Raw genomic sequence first — 22,297 nt, 5'->3', positions numbered from 1 at the left:
ATAGGCCAACTGGCGTGCCGGAGCCGGTGCGAGAATCGACGGATGGCGGAAATCATCCAGAAGGACGGCACATGGACCTTCGACGGGGACGCGGTGCGGATCGTGCCCGGCCGCGACAAGGGGGTGGGGCTGCTGCGCCAGACGCTGGGCGAGGTGGTCGTCCCGCTGCACGCGCTCGCCGGGATCAGCCACGAACCGGGCCGCAGGGCGGGCCGGTTGAGGCTGAGGCTGCGTGACGGCGCCGACCCGCTGCTCCAGGTGACGGGCGGACGGCTGCCGGAGGCTTCCGATCCGTACCGGCTGACGGTGGACGCGGACCGGACCGGGGTGGCGGAGTACTTCGTGGACGAGGTCCGCAACGCGCTGCTGCTCGACCAGGTGGACCCCGGCCCGGCGGACGTCTACCTGCTGCCGGGTCCGGCCGTGCCGATCTCGGTGGCCGCCGGGGACGGGACGGTGGCCTTCGACGGGGACCGGGTGGCGCTGGACTGGAACTGGACGACGGAGGAGGCCAAGAGCTCCGGCGGGCCGCGCGAGTTCCGGGTCGCGGACCTGCGGGCGGTGGAGTGGTCCCCCTCGAAGGGCCTGGAGAACGGGTGGATCCGGTTCACCCTGGCGGGCGCCCCCGCGGCTCCCGCGCCCAAGTACGACCCGCACACGGTGGAGCTGTTCGGCTTCAAGAAGGACCCGCTGATGGCGCTGGTCGCGGCGGCCGTGGCGGTACGGATGCCCCATCCCCGGGGCGCCGCGGTGTCGGCCGAGCCCGCCCCGGCCGTGTCCAAGACGCCGGTGCCGGAGCTGGCGGCCTCGGCCGCGGAGCCGTCGGCCCCGGAGGACCACGACGCGCTGCTGCGCCGGCTGCGCGAGCTCGGGGATCTGCACCAGGGCGGCATCCTCACGGCCGAGGAGTTCGCTGCCGCCAAGCAGGCCGTTTTGCGCCGCTTCTAGCCCTTATCTCCTGCTTTCACTGACCGGATTTAGGCATTCCGCTGGTCTGGACCAGAGAGATCCTGCCCGATTGCGGGCAGGATCTTTGCGTTCCCGGCCGGGGCCAGTCAGTATCTACGAGTGCTCGACCGCCGCCCGTCTCATGACGATCTCGTCGACCACCTGGTGCGCAGCACCGCGCTGCAGCGCGGCGAGGCCGCCCGGGTGGTGCTCGACGTACTCGCGTACTTCGACGAGACGACCGAGGAATTCGTGCGCCGCCGCCACCGTGAGCTCCAGTCCGGCGGGGCGGTCAACGCGGAGATCTTCGAACGGATCGCGGCCGAGCTGCCGCACCGCGCCGTGGCGCCGCCGGAGCTCTCGCTCCGGCAGCTGCGCCGCATCGTCTACGGCTGAGCGACAGCGCCGGCCGACGGCCGGGCGCGGCAACAGCAGCAAGGGAAACCGAACTTCAGGAGGGGCAAGACTTTATGTGCGGAATCGTGGGTTACATCGGCAAGCGTGACGTGGCACCGCTGCTGCTGGAAGGCCTGCAGCGACTTGAGTACCGCGGATACGACTCCGCGGGCATCGTCGTCAACAGCCCGAAGTCCCCCGCGCTCAAGGTGGTCAAGGCCAAGGGCCGTGTCCGCGAGCTGGAGTCCCGCGTGCCCAAGCGCTTCGCGGGCACCACCGGCATCGCCCACACCCGCTGGGCCACCCACGGCGCGCCGAGCGACATCAACTCGCACCCGCACCTGGACCCCGAGAGCAAGGTCGCGGTCGTCCACAACGGCATCGTCGACAACGCCGGCGAGCTCCGCGCCAAGCTGGAGGCCGAGGGCGTCGTCTTCGTCTCGGAGACCGACACCGAGGTCATCGTCCACCTCGTCGCCCGCTCCCAGGCCGACACCCTGGAGGAGAAGGTCCGCGAGGCCGTCAAGGCGATCGAGGGCACGTACGGCATCGCCGTCATGCACGCCGACTTCGCCGACCGCATCGTCGTGGCGCGCAACGGCTCGCCCGTCATCCTCGGCATCGGCGAGAAGGAGATGCTCGTCGCCTCCGACGTCGCCGCGCTGATCGCCCACACCCGCCAGGTCGTGACCCTCAACGACGGCGAGATGGCCACCCTCAAGGCCGACGACTTCCGCACCTACACGACCAGCGGCACCAAGACCACCGCCACTCCGGAGACCGTGGAGTGGGAGGCCGCCTCCTACGACATGGGCGGCCACGACACGTACATGCACAAGGAGATCTCCGAGCAGCCCGACGCGGTCGACCGCGTGCTGCGCGGCCGGATCGACGACCGCTTCAACACCGTGCACCTGGGCGGCCTGAACCTGGACCCGCGCGAGGCGCGCGGCATCCGCCGGGTCAAGATCCTGGGCTGCGGCACCTCGTACCACGCGGGCCTGATCGGCGCCGGCCTCATCGAGAGCATGGCCCGCATCCCCGCGGACGCGGAGCCGGCCTCGGAGTTCCGCTACCGCAACCCGGTCGTGGACCCCGACACCCTCTACATCGCCGTCTCCCAGTCCGGCGAGACGTACGACGTGCTGGCCGCGGTGCAGGAGCTCAAGCGCAAGGGCGCCCGCGTCCTCGGCGTCGTCAACGTGGTGGGCTCCGCGATCGCCCGCGAGGCCGACGGCGGCGTGTACGTGCACGCCGGCCCCGAGGTCTGCGTCGTCTCCACCAAGTGCTTCACCAACACGGTCGTGGCCTTCGCGCTGCTCGCCGTGCACCTGGGCCGGATCCGGGACCTGTCGGTCACCGACGGCAAGCGGATCATCGAGGGCCTGCGCAAGCTGCCCGCGCAGATCCAGGAGATCCTCGAAGGCGAAGAGGACATCAAGAAGCTGGCGGCCGAGTACGCCGAGGCCAAGTCGATGATGTTCATCGGCCGGGTCCGCGGCTACCCGGTGGCCCTGGAGGCCTCCCTCAAGCTCAAGGAGATCTCCTACATCCACGCCGAGGCCTACCCGGCCTCCGAGCTCAAGCACGGCCCGCTCGCGCTCATCGAGCCGGCGATGCCGACGGTCGCGATCGTCCCGGACGACGACCTGCTGGAGAAGAACCGCGCGGCGCTGGAGGAGATCAAGGCCCGCAGCGGCCGGATCCTCGCGGTCGCCCACCGCGAGCAGGAGAAGGCCGACCACACGATCCTCGTGCCCAAGAACGAGGACGAGCTGGACCCGATCCTGATGGGCATCCCGCTCCAGCTGCTGGCGTACCACACGGCCCTGGCCCTGGGCCGGGACATCGACAAGCCGCGCAACCTGGCGAAGTCCGTCACGGTCGAGTAGTCGCACCTGCTCACCGGTCACGCGGAACGGCCCCCGGGGATTCCCCGGGGGCCGTTCCCGTACGCTCCTCAGCTCGCGGCCACCGCGCCGCGGCCGGAGGACTTGCCCAGTGCGGTGGGCCAGTGGGCCAGCGCCGCGGTGGCGCCGTACCAGAACATCAGCCCGGAGAGCGCGGCCACCCAGCCGGCGACCTTGGCGAGCCCGCCGCTGTCGGCGAAGGAGCCGACCGCGAGGAGCAGGAGGGAGAGGGTGAGCAGGGCGTACGCGCCCTGGCCGAACAGTCCGCTCGCGGCGCTCATGGTGAGGGTCAGCGCGAGCAGGGCGAAGAGGACCAGGAAGAGTCCGGCCGCGTGTGCCGAAACCTTTCCGTCCGCCCCCGACGCCCACGTGAACCAGAAGGCGCCGAGGCCCGCGAACGCCGTGCCGTTGAAGCCGTTGCCGCCGCGGAATTCGAGGACTCCGAGGACGAACAGGGCGAGACCGCCGACGTAGGTCGCGAGTGACACGGAGTTGGCGACGGACACTCCGCTGACGATCGCGGTGTGGCCGATACCGAATGCGAGAAGGGTGAGACCCAGGGCTATGTTCCCGAGGGTCGAAGTCGAGGCCGTGCTTCCCGCAGAGACACCATTGTCCACGGCGGGCTCCCTTCGATCTGCAGTTGTTTGCTGCGTCCCAGCAGCATTTATCTACCCTTTACATGGGGGTTCACAACCGCACGAGCGACGTACAGCGGGTTACGGAATGACAACAACCGGTCGCTGTGCGCGCTTGGCCAGCCGGCCCGCCACGGAGCCGAAGATCCGGCCGACGATCCCGTGCGTGGAGCCGACCACGATGGCGTCCGCCGAGTACTCCCGGCCGACCTCCTCCAGCTCGTGGCAGATGTCCCCGCCCCGCTCCACCAGGATCCACGGCACCTCGGAGAGGTAGTCCGCGCAGGCGAGCTCCAGTCCCAGCACTTCGGTGCGGTGGTCCGGTACGTCCACGAAGACGGGCGGCTCGCAGCCGGCCCACACGGTGGTGGGCAGCCGGTTGGCCACGTGCACGATGATCAGGCCGGAGCCGGAGCGGCGGGCCATGCCGATCGCGTACGCGAGGGCGCGCTCACTGGACGTGGAGCCGTCGAAACCCACCACCACCCCGTGCCGGAAGGCCGGGTCGCAGGGATGACGTGTCTGTTCCACCGCGCGCAGGTCGCTCGACGCGTGGTCGGCGAGGGGCTTGCGCTTGCGGTCCGCGGGTTCGGGGAGTTCGTGACCGGCCATGGGTGTCTCGGCGGAGAGGTCCTCGGGGGAAGGGACAAGGCGACGGGGCGGCGAATGAGCGGAAGCGACGATTGAAAAAACGACGACTCTGGGTGACGGAGCTCTGTCCGGGAAGCATCTTCCCAAGCCCTTACCCACCAGGGTACGGCGACACTCCTGTCCTGCACAGGGCTTGCCGCCCTTGGAGAGCGTCCCAGGGAGCATGCCGGAGACAGGGCTCCTTGGCAATGGCCGCTGTCCCCTACAGCCAGTGACGAGTTGCCTCGGCGGCCACTCGTGCGCCACCCGTGCGCGCAGTGACCGAGCCGCGTCGCGCAGCGTTGGACAAGCGTCCGACCGCCCAGGAAGAGCCCGCAGGGAGCACGCCGTGCCCGGCCATCCGGTTCACCCCGTCCAGCCCGCTCAGCCGACCCAGTCCACCCAGTCCACCCAGTCCGCCCAGTCCGCCAGGACGGCCCGGACCGCCAGGTCCGCCCGATCCGCGCGGCAGACCGACACGACACCGCACTTCACGCCCGCTCCCGTTCACCCGTCCGTGCAGTCGGCGAGACGCCCCCATGACGACCCCGCGGGTGACGTGGTGCGCTGGGCCGCCTTCAGCTGCCTGCTCGTGCCCGTGGTGCTCGTCGTGTACGGGACCTCCTTCGGCGGGGCCGCCGTCGCCACGCTCGGGCTGGTCGCGGTCACGGCGGCGTGCCGCGCGATGCTGCGCTACTCGGAGAAGGCGGAGCGGGCCGCCCTGGTCCTCGCCGAGGACCGGCTGCCGCCGGGCCGGCGCCGCAGGCATTCGCGCGCCGGGAGCGGGCCCGGGGGCCGCGGCTGCCACACGTCCGGTGGAATCTCCCCAGAGGACTGACTGATTCGCACACCCACACCCGCATGTTTTCAGCCAACTTCCCGGAACAATGCCGGTCTTGCCGGAACGCCCCCTCAACCCCCCTACCACCAGCGACGACGACGCCGAAGGGGCTCCGAGACCCTACGGGTACTGGCCATGGCCGGAGGGCGAGCTTCCCACTCCGGTAGCGGAGTGGAAGGCTTCCTGATCGAATGCTTTTCGCCAAGTTGCCAAGTCGACATAGCGCTGCGTGCTGAACTTGTCACGCCGACACCACGGGACGCAGTAGATTCGATCATGTATTTACGGCGGGGGATCCACGTGCAAGGCCGAGGGGAAACGTGCAGGTGCGACCAGACCAAGGAGTCGCGACACCCAAGGGGGGCTTAGCCATGAGCCAGGATTCCACCGCCGTCGTCGCGGACGCCGGCAGGAAGCTCGCGGGGCGTCGCCGCAGGGAGATCGTCGCGGTGCTGCTGTTCAGCGGCGGCCCGATCTTCGAGAGCTCCATTCCACTTTCCGTGTTCGGCATCGACCGGCAGGACGCGGGAGTTCCACGCTATCGACTGCTCGTCTGCGCCGGTGAGGACGGTCCGCTGCGGACCACCGGCGGACTCGAGCTCACCGCGCCGTACGGGTTGGAGGCGATCGCCCGGGCAGGCACGGTCGTCGTTCCGGCCTGGCGCTCGATCACTTCACCGCCGCCTCCGGAGGCGCTCGACGCACTGCGTCTGGCGCACGAGGAGGGCGCCCGGATCGTCGGACTGTGCACGGGGGCCTTCGTGCTCGCCGCCGCAGGTCTGCTGGACGGCCGGCCCGCGACGACGCACTGGATGTACGCGCCGACGCTGGCCAAGCGGTACCCGTCCGTCCATGTCGATCCGCGCGAGCTGTTCGTCGACGACGGCGACGTGCTCACGTCCGCGGGCACCGCGGCCGGAATCGACCTGTGCCTGCACATCGTGCGCACGGACCACGGCAGCGAGGCGGCCGGGGCACTGGCCCGCCGGCTCGTCGTCCCGCCGCGCCGCACGGGCGGCCAGGAACGCTATCTCGACCGGTCGCTGCCGGAGGAGATCGGCGCCGACCCGCTGGCCGAGGTCGTCGCCTGGGCCCTGGAGCACCTCCACGAGCAGTTCGACGTGGAGACGCTCGCGGCCCGCGCGTACATGAGCCGGCGCACGTTCGACCGGCGGTTCCGTTCGCTGACCGGCAGCGCGCCGCTGCAGTGGCTGATCACCCAGCGGGTGCTCCAGGCGCAGCGGCTGCTGGAGACCTCCGACTACTCGGTCGACGAGGTCGCCGGGCGCTGCGGGTTCCGCTCGCCGGTCGCCCTGCGCGGGCACTTCCGGCGCCAGCTGGGGTCCTCCCCGGCCGCCTACCGCTCGGCGTACCGGGCGCGCCGGCCGCAGGCCGACGTGTCGCAGGTCACCGAGATGTCGGGTAACCCGGTGCCGCACCAGCGCACCCCGCAGCCCCAGCGGGCGGCGGCGGCCCTGGCCGCGGCCGGCCCGACGGTGACGGAGCTGTACGCCCCCAACCGGGTCCTGCGCGAGCACGCGTAGCCCCGCCACGGGCACTGCCTGAGGAAGGTCCCCCGCATCGGTGGTCACCGAAGCGGGGGACCTTCCGCGTTATCCGCATAAGCTGGGCCGCATGAACGATCGCATGGTGTGGATCGACTGCGAGATGACCGGGCTCTCGTTGACGGACGACGCACTTATCGAGGTGGCCGCACTGGTCACCGACTCGGAGCTCAACGTGCTCGGCGAAGGCGTGGACCTCGTGATCCGCCCGCCGGACGCGGCCCTGGAGACCATGCCCGACGTGGTGCGCGAGATGCACACCGCTTCCGGACTGCTCGAGGAGCTGGCCGGCGGGATCACCCTCGCGGACGCCGAGGCGCAGGTCCTGGCATACGTACGGGAACACGTGAAGGAGCCCCGCAAGGCGCCCCTGTGCGGAAACTCGGTCGGCACCGACCGCGGATTCCTGCTGCGCGACATGCCCGCGCTGGAGAGCCACCTCCACTACCGGATCGTGGACGTGTCCTCGGTCAAGGAGCTGGCGCGCCGCTGGTACCCGAGGGCGTACTTCAACAGCCCGCCGAAGAACGGCAACCACCGGGCGCTCGCGGACATCAGGGAGTCCATCGCCGAGCTCCGGTACTACCGGGAGGCGGTCTTCGTCCCGCAGCCCGGACCCGACTCGGACACCGCCCGGGCGATCGCCGCCAAGCACACCCTGTCCGCCGAATAGGACCCGGCGGGAGCCTCCGGAGAAGGGGCGGGGAAAAGGGGGGCGCGAGCACCCTCCCGGACCCTGTACCCTTTTCTTCGGCCGGTCGGTTTTCCGACCGGACATGGTGGGTGTAGCTCAGCTGGTAGAGCACCTGGTTGTGGTCCAGGTGGCCGCGGGTTCAAGTCCCGTCACTCACCCTGCGAGAGGGCCCCGGCACGCGGAAGCGGCCGGGGCCCTCTGCGTTGTACGGACTCTCCCCACGGGGGTACCGCCCCCGCCCCGGCAGTGTCAGCGGCCGCCACGGTGCGGTTGCCGCCGCGGCAGCGAGTGCGTGCGACGTGGGCCGCGACCTCGATGGGCCCGTGGTCGACGTGTGGGGTCTGCATGGTCGTCTTCTCCCTAGGCACCCTGGGGGCGAAACGCCTCCTCGTGGTCCTGGCACCAGGTTCCGAAGGGGCGGGCCGGATGGCCGGTGAGGTGCTCGACGGCGTCGGTGATCTCTACCGGGAGCCCGTCGCTCGCGGCCCAGTAGTCGAGGAGCGCGTCGGCGTAGGCCCCGGATATGTGCGCTCCGACCTCGGCCTTCCACTGCTCGGCGGTCACGGCCTCGAACGGTATGGGGGATCCCAGGGTCCGGCCCAGTATCGCGAGTTGGGTCGCGAACGACAGCGACTGCGGACCCGTCAGGTGGTACGCGCGGCCGCCGAGTGCCGGGTCGGTGAGGACGGCGAACGCGGCCTCGGCGAGGTCGGCCTCATGGACCGGGTCGCAGTGGGATCCCGGGTAGGGCAGGTGGACCGGGCGGCCGGACTCCAGCGACCGTGCCCAGCCGAGGGCATTGCTCGCGAAGGACCCGGGGCGCAGCAGGGTGGTGCGCAGCGGGGAGGCCAGCAGGGCCTCCTCGACGGCGAGATGGGCGGCGGCCAGCGGGTTGCCGGCGGCGCCGGGGGCGAGCACCGAGGAGGAGGACAGGAGCACGACGTGCTCGACTCCGGCGGAGACGGCCTCCTTGACGAAGGCCTCGACGGCGGAGGCCTCGGCGTAGAGGAAGACGGACCGGATTCCGGCCAGGGCGCCGGCGAAGGTCGCGGGATCACCGAGATCGCAGCGGACCGTATCGGGTGTGTCCGGCTCGCGTGAGGCGAGGCGGTGGGGCACGCCCCGGGCGGCGAGGAGGGAGACGAGGCCGCGGGCGACGGAGCCGCGGGCACCGGTGACGAGGATCGACATGACGGGTTCCTGCTTCCTGTTCGTGTGGACGCTGCCCACGCTAGGATGAGTACGCGGCACAGATTCTGCATCATCAATATTCTGCGCCACACAGATAAATTTCAGGCATGGAGAAGCCGATGTCAACCGATTCCCCTCGTTCGAGTGACCCCGCCCGTGATGAGTGGAGCCGCGCCGAGCTGCTCGCGCGCATCGTCACCGAGAGCCAGCGCCACTACGCCGACTACTCGCTCTTCAACCAGGCGATGGCCGACCACGTCGGCCTGCACCCCACCGACATGCAGTGCGTCGGACTCCTCGACATGGAGCCCGGCCCCGTCAGCACCGGTGACATCGCCCGCCTCACCGGCCTCACCTCCGGCTCCGCCACCCGCCTCGTCGACCGCCTGGTCAAGGCCGGCATCGTCGAGCGGCTCGCCGACCCCCACGACCGGCGCCGCTCCCTCGTCGCCCTCGCCCCCGAGGCCCGCCGGCGGATCGGCGAGGCCTGGGACACCCCCGGCCGCGCCTTCGGCGCCGTCCTGGAGAGCTACTCCGACTCCGAACTCGCCGTCATCGCCGACTACCTGCACCGCGCCGCCGAGGTCGGACGCGCCCAGGCCCGGCGGCTCAACTCCGGCGGCTGAACCCCGTACACGCGGCGGCGGCCGCCTCCGCGTCGCTCGCGGTGGCGGCCGCCGGCCAGGCACGGCGCCTACGGGCTCACCACATCCGGCCCGGGCCCCGGCCGCGCCCCTCAAGGGCCCCTCAAGGGCCCCTCAAGGGCCCCCGCGAAAGCCTCAGTCGCCCGCCGTGGCGGCGCCCGCGCCCTGGATGTGGAAGTTGAAGTCCGCGTGCCCGAGCGTCCCCATCAGCCGGAGCCAGATGGGCAGGAGCATCTCCGTACCGCGCGCCGACTCGATGCCGCCGAGGTCGAGCACGCTCGCCTCCGGCCAGCCGAAGGAGTACAGCAGTTCGCGTACGGACTTCTTGGCGTCGGCGTCCTCCCCCGACAGGAACACGGTGTGCTCGCCCGGCACCCGCGCCGGATCGACCATGACCCGGCAGTTCATCGTGTTCAGCGTCTTGACCACCCGCAGCCCCGGGAACGTCCGCTGGAGCAGTTCGCCCAGGCTGTCGTCGTCCACCGGATCGAGGGTGGGCGGGAACCCCCGCGAGAAGTCCAGCGGGTTGGCGATGTCGATCAGCACCTTGCCGTCCAGGTGCGCGGCGTCCGCCTCCGTCAGGGCGGCGACGCTGACCTGCCCGCCCGTGGCGTTGACCAGGACGTCGCCGTGCCGGGCGGCTTCGGGGAAGGGGGCGAGGGCGACCCGCGGGTGGACCTCCTGCCATTCGGCGTACTCGGCACGGGCCAGGGTGGCCTCGGGATCCCGGGTGCCGATGACCACGTCGTGTCCGAGGGAGACGAGGCGGTCGGCCACCGTACGGCCGACGATGCCGGTGCCGAGGACTGCGTAACGCATGACCGGTTCCATTCCGTTGGGGGAAGGGAGGAGCGAGAAAGGAGGAGCGGGAAGAAACGAGAAGGAGCGACCCACGACCAACGACCAACAATCAACAACCCCGTACGGTACGCGTCAGCCGCGCCGCTTGCGCCGGCTCACCCTGCGCGTCCGCGCACCGCCCGCACCGCCCCGCGCCCGGTCGTCCAGGGCGATCCACACCCTGACCTCGGTGCCCCCGAGCATCGAGCGCCCGATCCGCACGTCGCCGCCCGTCGATTCCGCGACCCGGCGCACGATGTCCAGCCCGAGCCCCGTCGAGCCGTCCCGCCCGCCGTCGTTGCCGCGCCGCAGCGCCGCGTCCGGATCGGCGATCCCGGGGCCCGCGTCCGAGACGAGCACGATGACCGCGTCCCCCGCGTCATGGACGTCCACCGCGAACGGCGTGCCCTCCGGGGTGTGCCGGAACACGTTGCCGAGCAGGGCGTCGAGGGCGGCCGCGAGCTCCGGCCGGGCGACGGGGAGCCGTACCGTACGGTCCACGCCCGCGAGCCGCACCTCGCGGCCCTCGTCCTCCGCCAGCGCCGACCAGAAGGCCATCCGGTCGCGGATCACCTCCGAGGCGTCGCAGCCCGCCCCGCCGCCGGCCGCTCCGGACGCCGGTGCGCGCTGCTCTCGGGCCGTACGGATGATCGTGTCGACCTCCCGCTCCAGCTGTTCCACCGCCGCCCGGGTCTGCTCCGCGGCCGGCCCGTCGCCGAGCGAGGCCGTGTTGAGCCGCAGCACCGTCAGCGGCGTCCGCAGCCGGTGCGAGAGATCGGCGGCCAGCTCCCGCTCGTTGGCGAGGAGTTCCACCACCTGGTCCGCCATCGAGTTGAACGCGACGGCCGCCGAGCGGAGTTCCTTCGGCCCGTCCTCCGGCACCCGCGCGCCCAGCCGGCCCTCCCCCAGCTGGTGCGCGGCGTCCGCGAGCCGCTCCGCCGGGCGCACCAGCCGGGCGCCGAGCCGGTCGGCGACCGCCACCGAGCCCACGATCAGCGCCAGGCCGACGCCCGCGAGGACCACCCAGGCCGTCGCGACGCCGTTGCTGACCTCGCTCTCCGGTACGAAGACCTCCACGACCGCGATGTCCCCCGAACCCAGGGCGGTCGGCTGGAGCAGCGCCGAGCCGCCCCCGGCCAGCCGGACCGTCATCGCCCGCCCCATCCGCCGGGTCTCCTCCACGGCGTGCGCCCCGGCCCGCGTGGTGCCGATCTCCACCGGAGCGCCGCCGCCGACCGGGGGCACGTGGACCGCCATCCGCTGGGCCGCGCCCATCTGCGTGGACTCCACGGCCTTGCTCAGCTGCCCGGGGTCGGTGGTGATGGAGAGGGTCGGCCCGATGGTGGCGGCCTGCCGCTCGGCGTTGGAGAAGGCCCGGTCGCTGGCCATCTCCTGCACGACGAGCCCGAGGGGTACGGCGAAGGCCACGACCACCATGGCCGTGACCGCGAGGCACACCTTGACCAGCGCCCATCTCACCTCGGCGGCTCCAGCTTGACGCCGACACCCCGCAGGGTGTGCAGGTAGCGCGGCCGCGCGGCCGTTTCGCCCAGTTTGCGGCGCAGCCAGGACAGGTGCACGTCGATCGTCTGGTCGTCCCCGTACGACTGCTGCCAGACCTCGGCGAGCAGCTCGCGCCGGGCCACGACCACCCCGGGCCTCCCGGCGAGGAAGGCCAGCAGGTCGAACTCGCGCCGCGTGAGGTCCAGTACGGCCCCGTCCAGCTCGGCCTGGCGCCGCAGCGGGTCGATGGCCAGCCCGCCCACCCGCAGCACGCGCGAGGGCGGCTCGGCCCCGGCGGCCGCGCGGGCGCGGCGCAGGACGGCGGACATCCGGGCGGAGAGGTGCTCCACGGAGAAGGGCTTGGTCAGGTAGTCGTCGGCGCCGTCGTTGAGGAGCCGGACGATCTCCGCCTCGTCGTCGCGCGCGGTGGCGATGATCACCGGTACGTCGGTGATGCCGCGCAGCATCTTCAGCGCCTCCGACCCGTCGAGGTCGGGCAGTCCGAGGTCGAGGATGACCACGTCGAACCGGTGGTGGGCGACCTCGCGCAGTGCCTCCAGGGCCGTGCCGACGCTGCGCACGGTGTGCGAGGCCTCGGTCAGGTGCCTGATCAGCGCCGAACGTACGAACTGGTCGTCCTCGACCACGAGCACACTTGCCATGGCCCGCACCGTAGTCCATTCGGGGGACCGCGCGGGGTGTCGGACCACCTCCGGGGCGGGTGGTGCAGTATGTGCCCTGATGCACCGAGGACTTGTTCACGCACTCGCCTGGACGCTGGCGACCGGGGCAGCGGTGACGCTGTCCTGGTGGGGCGTGCACACGGTCATGTCCGGAACGGCCTACGATCCGCCGCTCGCGGTACCCCTGACCACGCAGCCGCTGTCCTCCTCGACGCACCGCGCGGCGGCTCCCTCGCCCGGACCGGCCACGGACGCTCCGTCCCCGTCCGCGGCCTCCCCCTCGGCTTCGCCCTCGCCCTCGGCCTCCGCCGCGAAGCCCCCGCAGAAGGCGGTCCCGCCGAGCCCGAGCCCGGACGGGCAGCAGGGCGGCGGGGACCCGGGCAAGGTGAAGGCCTACCCGGTCACGGGTGGCCGGGTGGTCTTCGACCTCGGCACGTCCTCGGCCGAGCTGGTCTCGGCGACGCCGGACGCCGGCTGGCAGATGCAGGTGTGGAAGCAGCCGTACTGGATCCGGGTCACCTTCACGAAGGCGGGCCGTGAGATGTCGGTCTTCTGCACCTGGAACGGCCACCCGCCGATGGTGGAGACGTACGAGGGCTAGGCCGTGTCTTTCGGGAGCGCCCCGGCCACCCTCCGGGTTCGGATCGTCAGCGCAGGACGGTGATGTTCGACGCCTGGGGCCCCTTCGTGCCCTGGCTGACGTCGAACTCGACCTTCTGGTTCTCCTGGAGCTCCTTGAAGCCGGTTCCCTGGATCTCGCTGTAGTGCGCGAAGACGTCCGCGGTGCCGTCCTCGGGCGCGATGAACCCGAAGCCCTTCTCGGCGTTGAACCACTTGACGGTGCCCTGAGCCATGTCCCTGTCTCCCTTGCCTCGCGGATGCCCGCTCGCCCCGACGGGGCGCTCGACTCGCAGACATACCCGCCCGCGGGGTGATCGGAGCACACGTCATCCGTACGAGGGCGTGTCGCGAGGGACCGGGGTCGGGGTCCTCAGCGGAAGACCGACGGCGGGGGCTCCGGCGAGGCCACCGCCGAGACGTCCGCGACGGGGGCCGCGCCGCCCGCGAAGTCGGCGAGGGCCCGGCCGTGCTCGACCCGGCCGGGATGCGGATCGCTCGCGACCCGGCGGGTGAACTCGGCGACCGGCAGCTCCCGGTCGGCGGCCACCAGCACCGCGTTGCCGAACCGTTTCCCCCGCCACACCACGGGATCGGCGGCCAGCGCCAGATGCCCGAAGCGCGACGCGGCCGTCGCGATCTGGCCCTTCAGGTGCGCGAGCGGCGGCCCGTCCGCGAGGTTGGCCACGTACCACCCGCCGGGCGCCAGGGCCCGGCGTACGCCGTCCAGGAACTCGGCGCTCGTCAGGTGCGCCGGGGTGCGCGCGCCGCTGAACACGTCCGCGATCACCAGGTCGGCCCAGCCGTCCGGGACCTTGGCCAGTCCCGCCCGCGCGTCCACCGCCCGGACGCGGACCCGCGCCTGCGGGTCCAGCGGCAGGTGTTCCCGTACGAAGGCCACCAGCGCGGCGTCGATCTCCACGACCTGCTGGGTCGAGCGGGGCCGGGCGGCGGCCGTGTAGCGCGCGAGGGTGAAGGCGCCGCCGCCCAGGTGCACCACGTTCAGGGGCTGCCGGGCGGGCGCGACGAGGTCGATGAGGTGGCCGATCCGCCGCTGGTACGCGAAGTCCAGGTATCCCGGATCACCCAGGTCCACGTGCGACTGCGGGGCTCCGTCGATGAGCAGCGTCCAGGCCCGTGCGCGCTCCCGGTCGGGGGCCAGCTCCGCGGTGCCCCCGTCCACCTGCCCGACGACCGCCTCGGATCCCGCGTTCCCGCTCCCGCTCGCGCGCCCGCGCTGCCTGCCGCCGCCGCTGCCTTTGCCCTTGCCTGCCACCACCCCATTGTCGCCGGTCGGCGGCGGTCGTCAGCGACAGTTGTCCGCCGCTTCGATCAGGCGGGCGGCCTCGCCGAGCGCGGCGCGCAGCACCTCCGGGTCGGTGACCGGACCGACGGCTTCCGGGGGGAGCAGCCAGCCGGTGCCGCCGGCGGTGGGCGAGACGTCGCCGAAGCGCATGCCGCGTCCGTTGGTCTGGGTGCACGCGCTGCCGGGCATGTCCCAGGCGTCTGCGGTGCCGGGCGGCACGAGGAAGCCGAGGGTGTCGCCGGAGCCGTCGTGCAGCACCGGGCCGACCCCGCCGGCCAGGCTGGCGGCGCGGCGGATGATGTCCACGGCCTCCAGGCCCTGCCGGGTGGGCACGGTCACGAGGTCGGGCGCCTCGGCCGGAGCCTGCGGGGCGGCCGGGGCCACCGGTGCGGTCGGGACGACAGCGGCCGCCGGGGCGGCCGGGACCATCGCCGCCATCGGGGCGACCGTCCCGACCGCCACCGCCACGGCGGTCGCGGCCGGGACGGGGGTCGCGCCCGAAGACGCGGGCGCGGTGTTCATTCCAGTGCTCTCCATGCCGCCCTCCACCAAGGGAACCCCTCCTCGATCCGCGTACCAGCGGGGCGGGAGTCACCTCACACCCCGCTCGGGCTCAACGCGCGAAAACGTCAACGGGTGCGGTGGCAAGACGCTGCAAAGGATGGCAGTTCATGGCGGATCGCGGGTGAGATATCCCTTTTGTAGCCAAACACCGTGTCAGCCGTCCATCTCTGGCGGTACGTTCATGCGCGCCGGGACCTGCCCCACCCCGCGGAACCGGCGGTGCGTCCCTTGCCAGAGAGGCCACGTCCATGGCGGCGTTCCCCCACTCACCCAATCAGACGTTCCGGCGACTGCGCGACCGCAACTCCCCGGCGGAGTTCGCGGCCATGGTGCGCCGTGCCGCGAAGGAGATCGGAGAAACGGTTTCCTGCGACGCCCGCTACATCGGGCGGGTCGAGTCCGGCGAGATCCGCTGTCCCAACTACGCGTACGAGCGGGTCTTCCTGCACATGTTCCCCGGCCGGACCCTGGCCGACCTGGGCTTCTCCCCGCGCGAGGCGGTCCGCGGCCGGTCCGCGCAGCGCTCCGCCCCTTTCACCCACAAGGAGAGCGACGTGCTGCGTCGCGCGTTCATGGCGGGCGGTTCCGCCACCGTGGCGGCCGCGACGCTCGGCTTCAGCCTGCTCGGCGACACCCGCCGGCCGCCCTCACGGGCCGGGGAGTCCGAGGCGGCCGCGGTCGAGGAGGCCGTACGCCAGATCCGGCTGCTGGACGACCGGCACGGGGCCGACGCCCTGTACCGCAAGGCCGCCGAGCCCCTGCGCACCGCGTACGCGCTGCTGGACGCCGGGGCCACCCGGCAGTCCACCGAGGACCGGCTGCACGCGGGCGCCGGCGAACTGGCCATCTCCGTGGGCTGGCTGGCGCACGACTCCGGCCGCTTCGACGACGCCCGCTCGCACTACGCGGAGGCCCTCGCCACGGCCCGGGTCGCGGGGGACGCGGGCCTGGAGGCGCACGCCTTCAGCAACATGGCCTTCCTGGCGCGGGACTGCGGGCGGCCGCGGGAGTCCGTACGGGCGGCCCAGGCGGGGCGCCGCGCCGCCCGCTCCCTCGGTTCCCCGCGGCTGCTGTCGCTGCTCGCCCTGCGCGAGGCGGGCGGCTGGGCGGGGCTGGCCGACCGCAAGGCCTGCGAGGAGGCGCTGACCCGGGCGCACACCGAGTTCTCGCGGGGCACGGCGGCCGCCGACCCGGAGTGGATGTCCTTCTTCGGCGAGGCCGAACTGGAGTCCCTGGAGTCGCGGTGCTGGGCGGCCCTCGGGGAGCACGCCCGAGCGGCCCGGCACGCCCGCCGCGCGGCCGACCTCCAGGACCCGCACTTCGCCCGCAACGTCGCCCTCTACACGGCCGAGCTCGCCGACGACCTGGCCCGCGCGGGCGCCCCCGACGAGGCGGCCTGGGCGGGCGGCCGGGTCCTGGACCTGCTCACCGAGGTCCAGTCCACCCGGATCCAGTCCATGCTCTCGGGCACCGCCCGCGCCCTGGTGCCGCACCAGCGCAGTCCCCGCGTGGCCGCGTTCCTGACCCGCCACGCGACGGTCTGACCGCCCGGCTCCCCCGTCCGGCCGCGTTCGGCCGCGTTCGGCCGCGGCTGAACGCCACCCTCGCAGCCGCACCTCCCGCCCAAAGGCCCGACCCGTCAAGTGAGTTCGACCGGGCCCCGGAGCGTCAGAGGTCCAGGTGGCCCGTGTCGTTCCAGCGCTCCAGGGCGGGGGCCCCGTACGCCCAGCCCAGGACCGACAGCGACGTGGGCTCCAGGCGGATGCGGGCTCCGAAGGAGGCCTCCATGCCGAGCCAGCGGGCGGCCAGGGTGCGCAGGATGTGGCCGTGGGCGAAGACGAGCACGTCGCGCTCCGCCGAGCGGGCCCAGGAGACGACCTCGTCGGCGCGGGCCGCGACGTCGGCCACGGACTCGCCGCCCGGCACCCCGTCGCGCCAGATCAGCCAGCCCGGACGGATCGCCTGGATCTCGGCCGGGGTCATGCCCTCGTAGTCGCCGTAGTCCCACTCCATCAGCGCGTGCCACGGGTCCGCCTGGGCGCCGAAGCCCGCCAGGTCGCAGCTCTCGCTCGCGCGGACCAGCGGGCTCGTGCGGACCTCCACGCCGGGCAGGCCGTTCCACGGGGCACGGGCCAGCCGCTCGCCGAGCAGCTTCGCGCCGCGCCTGCCCTCCTCCAGCATCGGCACGTCGGTGCGTCCGGTGTGCTTGCCGAGCTGGGACCACGCCGTCTGGCCGTGCCGGGCCAGGAGGATGCGGGGGGCCATAGGAACTCTCCCGGTAAGTAGTGTTTCGTACGACTTTGGGCGATTGCGTCGTCCATCCATCATCCATCACATGAACCCCAGGCAACCCACCCCCTCGCACAAGCGTCCTATCCCGTATGACTGATCGGCAGAAGCCCACCCGGTGGTGGGCCGAACTGCTGCTCCTGGGGCTCGTCTACGGCGCGTACACCGGTGGCAGACTCCTCGCCCGGGGCGACGTGCACCTCGCCGTCGGCCACGGCCTCTCCATCCTGCGGACCGAGGAGCTGCTGGGGCTCGACTTCGAGCGTCCGCTCAACCGGCTGTTCTCGCAGCAGGGACTGCTCGGCATACCCGCCGACTTCATGTACGCCTCCCTGCACTACCTGGTCACCCCGGCCGTACTGGTCTGGCTGTACCTGCGCCGGCCGCGGCACTACCGCGCCGCCCGCACCTGGCTCGTGGTCTCCACCCTCCTCGGGCTCGTCGGATTCACCCTGATGCCCACCTGTCCCCCGCGCCTGCTCGACGCCGGGCAGGGGTTCACCGACACGATGGCCCAGTACAGCGCGTACGGCTGGTGGGGCGCGGAGGCCAGTGCCCCGCGCGGGCTCGGGGGCCTGACCAACCAGTACGCGGCCATGCCGAGCCTGCACGTGGGCTGGGCCCTGTGGTGCGGGGTGCTCCTCTGGCGGCACGGGCGCCACCCGCTGGTGCGTGCGCTCGGCATCGCCTACCCCGCCGCCACCGTGCTCGTGGTCATGGGCACGGCCAATCACTACTTCCTGGACGCGGCCGCCGGGGCCGCCGTGATGGCCGCCGGGTACGCGATCACGCGCCGGCTGTCCGCGCGAGCGGCCGGGCGGGAGGCGGCCCGGCGGGAAGCGGCCGGGCGAGAAACGGCCGGGCGAGAAACGGCTCGGCCGGAAACGGTCCGGCCGGGCGTCCGGACAGCCGGTTTCCGCGGTACCGCCCCGATTGTCAGTGGCGGATGGGACACTTCCGCCCGTGAGCTCCTACCCGCCCAGCGGCCCGCATCCGACGACGACACTGCGGCAGCGGCTCGCTGACCTGCGCGGCCCCGCCGTGCCGCCCCGCCCGCTCGACGCACGCGCGTTGGCGGCGCTCGCCGCCAACCCCGGATGCGGCAGACGAGCCCTGCTCGACGGCGCCGGCGTGGACAAGACCGCCCTGGCCGCGGCCCTCGGCTCGCCCTCCGCCTTCGGCCAGTCGCAGTTCGCCATCGTCCGCGGGAACTCCTTCGAGGCCAGGGTCAAGGCCGACGGCGGCGCCGAGCTCCTGCGGCTCGCGCACGAGCACCTCGGCGCCGGATCCGAGCCCCCCGGCCCGGGCGCGCACGTCCCCGATCTGACCGCCGCCGGCCCCGAAGGCCGCGCCGCGCGCACCGCGCTCGCACTGCGCGAGGCGACCGCCGCAGCGGCCGCGGCCGGTACGTGGACCCTGCTGGACCACCCGATGCTGGCCCTGGAGGTGGCGGGCTCCCCCGCCTACCTGGAGCCCGACGCCGTCGTGGTGCACCCCGACGGCCGCTGGACCGTCGTGGAGATCAAGTCGTTCCCGATGATCGACGGGGCCGCCGACGCCGCGAAGGTGGGCGCCGCCGCGCGGCAGGCCGCCGTGTACGTCCTGGCGCTGGAGAAGACCGCCGGGAAGCTGGCCTCCGCCGTGGTCGGACACACGGTGCTGCTCGTCTGCCCGAAGGACTTCTCGAACCTGCCCGCCGCCTCGCCCGTCGACATCCGCCGGGAGCGGTCCGTGACCCTGCGCCAGCTGGAGCGGCTGACCCGGGTCGAGGAGCTGGCCGCGGCCCTGCCCGAGGGGCTCAGCTTCGACCCGGCGCGCCCCGCCGAGGAACTGACCGAGGCGGTCGCGGCCGTCTCCGCCGCCTACGCCCCCGAGTGCCTGGCCGCCTGCGAGCTGGCCTTCCACTGCCGGGAGCGGGCCCGCGCCGCCGGCGCGGTGACCGCGCTGGGCCGCTCCGTACGGGGGGAGCTCGGCACGCTCACCACCGTCGAGGAGGCCCTCGCGGCCGCCGCCGGCTCCGGCAGCCCCGACGACCCGACGGCGGCGTCGCTGCACCATGCCGCCCGGCTGCGCGCCGAGGCCCTGGAGGCGGCCGCATGTCCCTGCTGACCACCCTCGCGCGACTGGAGGCCGTCCGGGCGGGCCGGGCCCGGCCGCTGGCGACCGTACGGCACCGGCACCTGAGCGAGCGCCCGCTGGTCCTCGTACCCCTGACCACGGCGGGCGAGGCCGGGGCCCCGCTCGGCGCGCTGGTCGGCACGGATCCCGAGCGGCCGCGGCTGCTGGTGGTCCCGCAGCCGCGCGACCGGGACCTGCGCTGGGCGTTCCTCGCGGACCTGGCCGACGAGGTCCTGCCGTACGTGGACGGGTACGCGGACGACGTCGAGTACGTGGAGCGCACCGAGACCGACCCGGACACCGGCGCCAAGAGCAAGGTCGACGCCGAGCTCTGTCTGGACGCGCCGCAGCTCATCGTGCCGAGCCGGGCCGGCATCGAGTACGTACGGCTGCTGGGGCGGTCGATGCGGTTCCGGCGGACGGCCGAGGAGGATCCGGAGAATCCGTATCCGGCGCCCACCCGGGTACCGCTGCTCGGCCGCTGGTTCACGCACCTCGGCGAGCGCTCCCGCGTCCCCGGGGCCTCGATGCTGCTGTCGGCGACGGAGCTGCTCGGACGCCACTGGGCCACCGGCCAGAGCAATCTGGAGGACCAGCACCTGGGCGCCCTGCTGTCGTGGATAGCCCCGCGGGAGGGGGAATCGGGTGCGGAGGCCGCCCTGCGGGCCGAGCTCGGCCGCGACCGGGACGGGCAGCTGCTGGTGCCGCCCGCCGGACCCGCCACCGACCCGGCCTTCGACAACAAGCTGCTGGCCCCGGCGATGTCCCGCTACGACGCGGCGCGCTCCGGGGACGATCCGAAGGCCGTGGCCCGCGCCGAGGCGGCCGTCCGCGAGCTCGTCGCGGAGCAGATGCGGCCCGCATGGCGGGCGGTGTGGCAGTCGCTGGAGCTGCTGCGCGCGCTGCCGGCCGGGGAGCGGGCCGAGGAGCGCTGGACCCGCGACCGCTGGTCGTACACCGGCCACCGCGACCGGGTCCGGGCAGGCGAACCCCCGCAGCCGCGCCGCGACGACGCGGTGACGGCGGCGCAGAAGCTGGCGACCCGCGAGACCGAGCAGGTGCGGCTCGACGCCCAGGAGGCGCTGGACGATCCACTGGTGATGGCGGGCCGGCGGCTGTCGGGCGAGGCCTTCGCGGGCGAGGTCACCGAGGTCGTGATGGAGTGGACGGAGTCGAAGCGGCCGAGTCCGCGCCCGCTGGTGACGGTCGCCACGGAGGACCGTCCGCAGCTCGCGGAGAGCGGCGGCGGCAAGGTGTTCCGCTCGCTGGAGGGCCGCCCGCAGGCGGCGCAGTTCGTCCGCTTCGAGGAGGACGGCCGGCTCCTCGTGCTGCGGCTGCTGGACAAGATGGGGCGCGGCAGGGAGCCGGAGCCGGGCTCGGTTCCGGAGAAGGGCGACCGGGTCTGCTGGACTCTGTTCGAGCACGACGCGCGCGGCGGCCCGAAGCTGCCGGACCCGGAGAAGACCCCGTGGACGCACGGCGGCCCGCCGGGGTCCCGGGCCGCCGCTCCCCTGCCCGACACCGTGACGGACGAGGACATCCTGTGAGCACCGCATCCCGGCAGCGGTTCGACCCGGGGGCCGCGGCCGCCGAGGCGACCGCCGCCATCCTGCGCGACACCCTGCACGGCAGCGAGCGCGGCGTGGTCGTCGACTCCCCGCCCGGGGCCGGCAAGTCCACGCTCGTGGTGCGGGCCGCCCGGGAGCTGGCCGCGGCCGGGCGCCGGCTGATGGTGGTCGCACAGACCAACGCGCAGGTCGACGACCTGGTGCTGCGGCTCGCCGACAAGGATCCGGAGCTGAAGGTCGGCCGGCTGCACAGCAGCGACGGCGACGCGTACGATCCGGCGCTGCGCGAGCTGCCCTCGGTCACCCTCTCGGCCAAGCCGAAGGACCTCGCGGAGCTGCCGATCACCATCTCGACGGCGGCGAAGTGGGCGTACGTGAAGGACGCCGAGCCCTGGGAGCACGCCATCGTCGACGAGGCGTACCAGATGCGCTCGGACGCGCTGCTGGCCGTGGCCGGGCTGTTCGACCGGGCCCTGTTCGTGGGCGACCCGGGGCAGCTGGACCCGTTCAGCGTGGTCGGCGCCGAGCAGTGGGCCGGGCTGTCGTACGACCCTTCGGCGAGCGCCGTCAGCACCCTGCTGGCGCACAACCCGCAGCTGCCGCAGCACCGGCTGCCGGTGTCCTGGCGGCTCCCGGCGTCGGCCGCGCCGCTGGTCTCGCGGGCGTTCTACCCGTACACGCAGTTCCGCAGCGGTACGGGCCCGGGCGATCGGCGGCTGTCGTACGGGGTGGCCGGCGACGGCTCGGGCCCCGACCGGGTCCTGGACGAGGCCGCCGAGTCGGGCTGGGGCCTGCTGGAGCTGCCCGCGCGGCACACGCCGCGGACCGACCCCGAGGCCGTACGGGCGGTGGCCCTGGTGGTCCGGCGGGCGCTGGACCGGGGGGCGGTGACGGCGGACGAGCAGTCCGAGGCCCCCACCGCGCTGACGGCCGACCGGATCGCGGTCGGCACGGCGCACCGGGACCAGGCGGCGGCGGTCCGCGCCGCCTTGGCGGACCTGGGCGTCACCGGGGTCACCGTGGACACCGCGAACCGGCTCCAGGGGCGCGAGTACGACCTGACGGTGGTGCTGCACCCGCTGTCGGGCCGTCCGGACGCGACGGCGTTCCACCTGGAGACGGGCCGCCTGTGCGTCCTGGCCTCGCGGCACCGGCACGCCTGCGTGGTGGTGGCCCGGGCGGGGATAGCGGACCTGCTGGACGACCACCCGTCCACGGAGCCGGTCCAGTTGGGCGTGACGGTGAAGTTCCCGGACGGCTGGGAGGCCAATCACTCGGTCCTCGCCCACCTGGCAGAGCACCGCGTGGCCTGGAAACCCTGACAGGCCCCGAAGCGGCGGTCCTCGCCCAC

At 73.1% G+C, this 22,297-nt stretch carries 23 protein-coding genes and 1 tRNA gene; 14 read left to right on the top strand and 10 right to left on the bottom strand.

Annotated features, from left to right (window positions below):
* Window positions 1-42 precede the first annotated feature (42 nt).
* From ACFYXV_RS13345 to glmS, 3 genes are all read left to right on the top strand, one after another.
* Complete coding sequence (locus tag ACFYXV_RS13345) at window positions 43-948, top strand: DUF4429 domain-containing protein (RefSeq protein ID WP_389382916.1); 906 nt, start codon at window positions 43-45, stop codon at window positions 946-948.
* A gap of 120 nt (window positions 949-1,068) precedes the next feature.
* On the top strand, window positions 1,069-1,344 hold the full coding sequence (locus ACFYXV_RS13340) for a hypothetical protein (RefSeq protein WP_030008735.1): 276 nt from the start codon (window positions 1,069-1,071) through the stop codon (window positions 1,342-1,344).
* 74 nt (window positions 1,345-1,418) lie between these two features.
* Window positions 1,419-3,236: a glutamine--fructose-6-phosphate transaminase (isomerizing) gene (glmS, locus tag ACFYXV_RS13335; protein ID WP_385462183.1), complete on the top strand. Its 1,818-nt coding sequence runs from the start codon at window positions 1,419-1,421 to the stop codon at window positions 3,234-3,236.
* A 68-nt stretch (window positions 3,237-3,304) separates the two neighbouring features.
* Here glmS and ACFYXV_RS13330 read toward each other — a convergent pair whose 3' ends face one another.
* A complete protein-coding gene (locus tag ACFYXV_RS13330) occupies window positions 3,305-3,874 on the bottom strand; it encodes a GPR1/FUN34/YaaH family transporter (protein WP_385462180.1) in 570 nt (189 codons plus the stop codon).
* A gap of 99 nt (window positions 3,875-3,973) precedes the next feature.
* The gene (locus ACFYXV_RS13325) at window positions 3,974-4,504 is read right to left on the bottom strand and encodes a universal stress protein (protein ID WP_385462175.1); all 531 of its coding nucleotides are present in this window, start codon (window positions 4,502-4,504) and stop codon (window positions 3,974-3,976) included.
* Window positions 4,505-5,039: 535 nt separating this feature from the next.
* On the opposite strand from ACFYXV_RS13325, the gene ACFYXV_RS13320 reads away from it, so the two are divergent.
* From ACFYXV_RS13320 to ACFYXV_RS13305, 4 genes are all read left to right on the top strand, one after another.
* Window positions 5,040-5,360, top strand: a complete 321-nt coding sequence (locus tag ACFYXV_RS13320; protein WP_389382915.1) for a hypothetical protein — start codon at window positions 5,040-5,042, stop codon at window positions 5,358-5,360.
* A 374-nt stretch (window positions 5,361-5,734) separates the two neighbouring features.
* Window positions 5,735-6,907 (top strand): helix-turn-helix domain-containing protein, encoded by a 1,173-nt coding sequence (locus ACFYXV_RS13315; RefSeq protein ID WP_383342154.1) that lies wholly within the window; start codon window positions 5,735-5,737, stop codon window positions 6,905-6,907.
* Between the two features lie 91 nt (window positions 6,908-6,998).
* On the top strand, window positions 6,999-7,601 hold the full coding sequence (orn, locus tag ACFYXV_RS13310) for an oligoribonuclease (protein ID WP_030868455.1): 603 nt from the start codon (window positions 6,999-7,001) through the stop codon (window positions 7,599-7,601).
* A gap of 106 nt (window positions 7,602-7,707) precedes the next feature.
* A tRNA-His gene (locus ACFYXV_RS13305) sits at window positions 7,708-7,780 on the top strand.
* A gap of 202 nt (window positions 7,781-7,982) precedes the next feature.
* Here ACFYXV_RS13305 and ACFYXV_RS13300 read toward each other — a convergent pair.
* Window positions 7,983-8,813, bottom strand: coding sequence for an NAD(P)H-binding protein (locus ACFYXV_RS13300; protein WP_389382914.1), 831 nt, complete (start codon window positions 8,811-8,813; stop codon window positions 7,983-7,985).
* 119 nt (window positions 8,814-8,932) lie between these two features.
* Here ACFYXV_RS13300 and ACFYXV_RS13295 point away from each other — a divergent pair, with 119 nt between their 5' ends.
* The gene (locus ACFYXV_RS13295) at window positions 8,933-9,439 is read left to right on the top strand and encodes a MarR family winged helix-turn-helix transcriptional regulator (RefSeq protein WP_383342145.1); all 507 of its coding nucleotides are present in this window, start codon (window positions 8,933-8,935) and stop codon (window positions 9,437-9,439) included.
* 153 nt (window positions 9,440-9,592) lie between these two features.
* Here the strand turns inward: ACFYXV_RS13295 and ACFYXV_RS13290 are convergent, their stop codons facing one another.
* From ACFYXV_RS13290 to ACFYXV_RS13280, 3 genes are all read right to left on the bottom strand, one after another.
* Entirely contained in the window at window positions 9,593-10,276 is a 684-nt protein-coding gene (locus ACFYXV_RS13290; protein WP_389382913.1) for an NADPH-dependent F420 reductase, read from the bottom strand.
* A gap of 114 nt (window positions 10,277-10,390) precedes the next feature.
* Window positions 10,391-11,776: a sensor histidine kinase gene (locus ACFYXV_RS13285; protein ID WP_385462158.1), complete on the bottom strand. Its 1,386-nt coding sequence runs from the start codon at window positions 11,774-11,776 to the stop codon at window positions 10,391-10,393.
* On the bottom strand, window positions 11,773-12,462 hold the full coding sequence (locus ACFYXV_RS13280) for a response regulator transcription factor (protein ID WP_030010722.1): 690 nt from the start codon (window positions 12,460-12,462) through the stop codon (window positions 11,773-11,775). Before ACFYXV_RS13280 ends, ACFYXV_RS13285 begins: the two co-directional genes overlap by 4 nt.
* Window positions 12,463-12,541: 79 nt before the next feature.
* Between ACFYXV_RS13280 and ACFYXV_RS13275 the strand changes: the two genes are divergently transcribed.
* Window positions 12,542-13,084 carry a hypothetical protein gene (locus tag ACFYXV_RS13275; RefSeq protein ID WP_385462155.1) on the top strand — a complete coding sequence of 181 codons (543 nt, stop codon included), beginning with the start codon at window positions 12,542-12,544 and terminating at the stop codon, window positions 13,082-13,084.
* 46 nt (window positions 13,085-13,130) lie between these two features.
* Here ACFYXV_RS13275 and ACFYXV_RS13270 read toward each other — a convergent pair whose 3' ends face one another.
* From ACFYXV_RS13270 to ACFYXV_RS13260, 3 genes are all read right to left on the bottom strand, one after another.
* A complete protein-coding gene (locus ACFYXV_RS13270; RefSeq protein WP_385462151.1) occupies window positions 13,131-13,337 on the bottom strand; it encodes a cold-shock protein in 207 nt (68 codons plus the stop codon).
* 137 nt (window positions 13,338-13,474) lie between these two features.
* Window positions 13,475-14,377: a spermidine synthase gene (locus tag ACFYXV_RS13265; RefSeq protein ID WP_389382912.1), complete on the bottom strand. Its 903-nt coding sequence runs from the start codon at window positions 14,375-14,377 to the stop codon at window positions 13,475-13,477.
* A 30-nt stretch (window positions 14,378-14,407) separates the two neighbouring features.
* Window positions 14,408-14,944 (bottom strand): hypothetical protein, encoded by a 537-nt coding sequence (locus tag ACFYXV_RS13260; protein WP_389382911.1) that lies wholly within the window; start codon window positions 14,942-14,944, stop codon window positions 14,408-14,410.
* Window positions 14,945-15,219: 275 nt separating this feature from the next.
* Between ACFYXV_RS13260 and ACFYXV_RS13255 the strand changes: the two genes are divergently transcribed.
* A complete protein-coding gene (locus tag ACFYXV_RS13255; protein WP_385462144.1) occupies window positions 15,220-16,515 on the top strand; it encodes a tetratricopeptide repeat protein in 1,296 nt (431 codons plus the stop codon).
* Window positions 16,516-16,639: 124 nt separating this feature from the next.
* Here the strand turns inward: ACFYXV_RS13255 and ACFYXV_RS13250 are convergent, their stop codons facing one another.
* Window positions 16,640-17,236, bottom strand: a complete 597-nt coding sequence (locus ACFYXV_RS13250) for a histidine phosphatase family protein (RefSeq protein ID WP_389382910.1) — start codon at window positions 17,234-17,236, stop codon at window positions 16,640-16,642.
* Window positions 17,237-17,352: 116 nt separating this feature from the next.
* Between ACFYXV_RS13250 and ACFYXV_RS13245 the strand changes: the two genes are divergently transcribed.
* The 4 genes from ACFYXV_RS13245 to ACFYXV_RS13230 are packed head-to-tail and all read left to right on the top strand — an operon-like array spanning window position 17,353 to window position 22,268.
* Window positions 17,353-18,285 carry a phosphatase PAP2 family protein gene (locus ACFYXV_RS13245; protein ID WP_389382909.1) on the top strand — a complete coding sequence of 311 codons (933 nt, stop codon included), beginning with the start codon at window positions 17,353-17,355 and terminating at the stop codon, window positions 18,283-18,285.
* Window positions 18,200-19,369 carry a hypothetical protein gene (locus ACFYXV_RS13240; protein WP_389382908.1) on the top strand — a complete coding sequence of 390 codons (1,170 nt, stop codon included), beginning with the start codon at window positions 18,200-18,202 and terminating at the stop codon, window positions 19,367-19,369. The genes ACFYXV_RS13245 and ACFYXV_RS13240 overlap by 86 nt, the downstream gene beginning before the upstream one ends.
* On the top strand, window positions 19,357-20,925 hold the full coding sequence (locus ACFYXV_RS13235) for a hypothetical protein (RefSeq protein ID WP_385462133.1): 1,569 nt from the start codon (window positions 19,357-19,359) through the stop codon (window positions 20,923-20,925). The genes ACFYXV_RS13240 and ACFYXV_RS13235 overlap by 13 nt, the downstream gene beginning before the upstream one ends.
* A complete protein-coding gene (locus tag ACFYXV_RS13230; RefSeq protein ID WP_385462130.1) occupies window positions 20,922-22,268 on the top strand; it encodes an AAA domain-containing protein in 1,347 nt (448 codons plus the stop codon). Before ACFYXV_RS13235 ends, ACFYXV_RS13230 begins: the two co-directional genes overlap by 4 nt.
* Window positions 22,269-22,297: the final 29 nt, after the last annotated feature.

Origin of the sequence: Streptomyces sp. NPDC002181 (assembly GCF_042890485.1) — a bacterium.
Classification (GTDB): Bacteria; Actinomycetota; Actinomycetes; order Streptomycetales; family Streptomycetaceae; genus Streptomyces.
This window is presented reverse-complemented; position numbering and strand designations above follow the sequence as displayed.